Genomic DNA, 3344 nt, shown 5'->3' with positions numbered 1-3344 from the left:
CACGCTGGAAGTCCACGCCCACAAAAAAACCGCATCACTGCGGTTTTTTTGTGTCTGCAAAGCGTCGCTTATACGAACAGCGACAGCAGCAGGATAAAGCCCAGGCCCACTACCGACAGAATGGTTTCCATCGCGGTCCAGGTCTTGAAGGTTTCGGCCACGGTCATGTTGAAGTACTGCTTGACCAGCCAGAAACCGGCGTCGTTGACGTGGGACAGAATCAGCGAACCGGCGCCGGTGGCCAGCACCAGCAGCTCACGGTTGACGCCCGGAATCATCCCGACAACCGGCACCACAATGCCCGCGCCAGTGATAGTCGCCACGGTCGCCGAACCGGTTGCGATACGGATCACCGCCGCTACCAGCCAGGCCAGCAGGATCGGCGAGATCTGCGCGCTTACCGCCATGTGGCCGATCACATCACCCACGCCGCTGGTCACCAGCATCTGCTTGAAGCCACCGCCGGCACCGATGATCAGAATGATCGCAGCGGTAGGCGCCAGGCTTGCGTCGAGCCACTTGAGCATCTGGTTGGAACCGATGCCCTGCTTGTAGCCGAAGGTGTACAGCGACAGCAGCAGCGCCAGCAGCAGTGCGGAGATCGGGTGGCCGATCATGTCCATCCAGATGCGAAAGAAGTTGCCGTCCGGCAGTGCCACGTCAGCGAAGGTTTTCAGCAGCATCAGGAACACCGGCAACAGCACGGTGACCAGGGTGATGCTGAAGCTTGGCAGGTTGGCCGAATCGTTTTCACGGGCCAGTTGATCGACCAGTTCCTGATTCGGGTGACCCGGGATGTGCTTGGCGATGAAAGTACCGAAGATCGGACCGGCAATGATGGCGGTCGGCAGCGCGACGATCAGACCGTAGAGAATGGTCTTGCCGATGTCAGCGCCGAATACGCCGATGGCCAGCAGCGGACCCGGGTGCGGCGGCACCAGACCGTGCACGGCGGACAGGCCGGCGAGCAGCGGGATACCGATCTTGATGATCGACACGCCAGTGCGGCGCGCAACGATGAACACCAGCGGAATCAGCAGCACGAAGCCGATTTCGAAGAACAGCGGAATGCCCACCAGGAACGCAGCGAACATCATCGCCCACTGCACCTTGTCCTTGCCGAAGGCGCGGATCAGGGTCTGGGCGATCTGATCGGCCCCGCCCGATTCGGCCATCATCTTGCCGAGCATGGTGCCCAGGGCGAGGATGATGCCGACGAAACCGAGCACGCCACCGAAGCCGTCCTGGAACGCCTTGATGATGGTGTTGATCGGCATGCCGGAAGTCAGGCCGAGGAAGGCGGCGGCGATGGTCAGTGCAATGAACGGGTGAATCTTGAATTTGGTGATCAGGATAATCAGGCCGATTACCGTGACCACCGCATCGAGCAGCAGGAACGTCTCGTGGGACATGCCAAACATGGGGAGTGTCTCCTGGATTGTTGTTGTTATTAAAGCGGGTTGAACAGTAGTCGGGAGGACAGCGCTGTCTTTTTCAACATGCTCATATCGCCTGTTTCAGACCGTTGGCCTGCCACCAGACGTGAGCCTGCAGGGCCAGCTCTTCGACGCTGTGAATCGAGGCATTGAGCGGCAGAGTCAGCGGCTCGCCCTTGGGCGATTCGAGCGTGGCGAACTGGCTTTCGATCAACGTCGCCGGCATGAAGTGGCCCGGGCGGTGCGATACACGCTCGGCGGCGACTTCCGGAGTCAATTCAAGAAACACGAAACCGAGGCCCGGCAAGGCGCTGCGCAGACGTTCGCGGTAACTGTGTTTAAGGGCCGAGCAGGTCAACACCGGGCGCTGGCCTTTGGCATCGACGCGACGCAGTTCATCGCACAGGCTGTCGAGCCAGCCGGCGCGGTCTTCGTCGTTCAGGGGGATCCCCGCGCTCATCTTTTCGATGTTCGCGGCCGGATGAAAAGTATCGCCTTCAATGGCAGTGGCGCCGCTCAATTGGCACAGGGCCTGGCTGACGCACGTCTTGCCGCAACCGGCAACGCCCATGATGACCAGGGCGGTGATGGGATGACTCATATAACACCTCAGCGCGCAGACAGCGCTACCTTTGCTAGCTATGACTCTAGTGCACAGGCAGAAGTTGCCGACGCCTTCTTGTCGTTTTTTTGGGTTGCAGCAGGTTTGTTCCTGACGCCAAAGAGCACAGATCAGGCAGGACCGCGCTCACGCATTTGCAGCTGCATCAGGACAGCGCTACCTTAGTGCCTTGATTTTTGTTTGGCAAGCCGCCCGATGACCTCCCCCAAGAACGATAAAAATACCCGCACCACCGGCCGTCCGACCCTCAACGAAGTAGCCCGCCTGGCCGGCGTCAGCCCGATCACTGCCTCGCGCGCCTTGCGCGGGGTGAGCACGGTAGCCACCGAACTGGTGGAAAAAGTGCAGAAAGCCGCGCTCGAACTCAATTACGTGGTCAACCCCGCCGCCCGCGCACTGGCCTCGGCGCAGAGCCATTCGGTGGTGGTGCTGGTGCCGTCGCTGTCCAACCTGCTGTTCATCGACACCCTGGAAGCCATTCATCGGGTGCTGACGCCCAAGGGCTTCGAAGTGCTGATCGGCAACTTTCACTATTCGCGCGATGAAGAAGAAAATCTGCTGCGCAACTACATGGCTTATCAGCCGCGCGGCTTTTTGCTGACCGGTTTTGATCGCACGGAAAGTTCGCGGCGGATGATCGAGGCCAGCAACATTCCCTGCGTGTACATGATGGAGCTCGACAGTGCTGCCGGAGTCAATTGCGTGGGTTTCTCGCAGTTGAGCGCCGGGGAAACTGCCGCCGAGCATCTTCTGTCTCGTGGACGCAAGCGCTTGGCCTACATTGGTGCGCAGCTGGATCAGCGCACGTTGTTGCGCGGTGAAGGTTTCCGCAAGGCGTTGCAGAAGGCGGGCCGCTATGACCCGGATCTGGAAGTGCTGACACCGCGTGCTTCGTCTGTGGGCTTGGGTGGCGAGTTGTTCCTGCAATTGCTGGCGGCGCATCCGGATGTTGATGCGATTTTCTTCGGCAACGATGACCTGGCCCAAGGCGCGCTGCTGGAAGCCTTGCGCAATGGCATCAACATTCCCGAGCAGGTGGCGATTCTCGGTTTCAACGATTTGCCGATGTCCGAACACATGGTGCCGCGCCTGAGCAGCATCAACACCCCGCGCGAGGCGATCGGCCGGCGCGCGGCGGAGCAGATGCTGACGTTGATGGCGGGTAACAAAGTGGCGCGGCCGGTGGAGGATATGGGGTTTGAGCTGAAGGTGCGCGAGAGTACCTGACCCTCACGCGATTCCCTGTAGGAGCTGCCGAAGGCTGCGATCTTTTGATTTTGCTTTCA

3 protein-coding genes are annotated in these 3344 nt (G+C 60.2%); 1 reads left to right on the top strand and 2 read right to left on the bottom strand.

The annotated features are described in order from the left end of the window. Window positions 1-68: 68 nt before the first annotated feature. Together F8N49_RS26625 and F8N49_RS26620 are read right to left on the bottom strand one after the other, a co-directional pair. Entirely contained in the window at window positions 69-1421 is a 1353-nt protein-coding gene (locus tag F8N49_RS26625; RefSeq protein WP_016773551.1) for a GntP family permease, read from the bottom strand. Window positions 1422-1503: 82 nt separating this feature from the next. Continuing rightward, the gene (locus tag F8N49_RS26620) at window positions 1504-2037 is read right to left on the bottom strand and encodes a gluconokinase (protein ID WP_151553227.1); all 534 of its coding nucleotides are present in this window, start codon (window positions 2035-2037) and stop codon (window positions 1504-1506) included. Between the two features lie 216 nt (window positions 2038-2253). Here F8N49_RS26620 and F8N49_RS26615 point away from each other — a divergent pair, with 216 nt between their 5' ends. Next, window positions 2254-3285 (top strand): LacI family DNA-binding transcriptional regulator, encoded by a 1032-nt coding sequence (locus F8N49_RS26615; protein ID WP_122700272.1) that lies wholly within the window; start codon window positions 2254-2256, stop codon window positions 3283-3285. The last annotated feature ends 59 nt before the right edge of the window (window positions 3286-3344 follow it).

It is taken from the genome of Pseudomonas sp. GXM4 (assembly GCF_008923895.1).
GTDB lineage: Bacteria > Pseudomonadota > Gammaproteobacteria > Pseudomonadales > Pseudomonadaceae > Aquipseudomonas > Aquipseudomonas atacamensis.
Note: the sequence above shows the minus strand (reverse complement) of the source record. Positions and strands in the feature narration are given on the sequence as shown.

Bases quoted from the DNA above. Each gene is read 5' to 3' on its own strand.
- F8N49_RS26625 (WP_016773551.1), bottom strand. From the start codon at position 1,421: ATGTTTGGCATGTCCCACGAGACGTTCCTGCTGCTCGATGCGGTGGTC.
- F8N49_RS26620 (WP_151553227.1), bottom strand. From the start codon at position 2,037: ATGAGTCATCCCATCACCGCCCTGGTCATCATGGGCGTTGCCGGTTGC.
- F8N49_RS26615 (WP_122700272.1), top strand. From the start codon at position 2,254: ATGACCTCCCCCAAGAACGATAAAAATACCCGCACCACCGGCCGTCCG.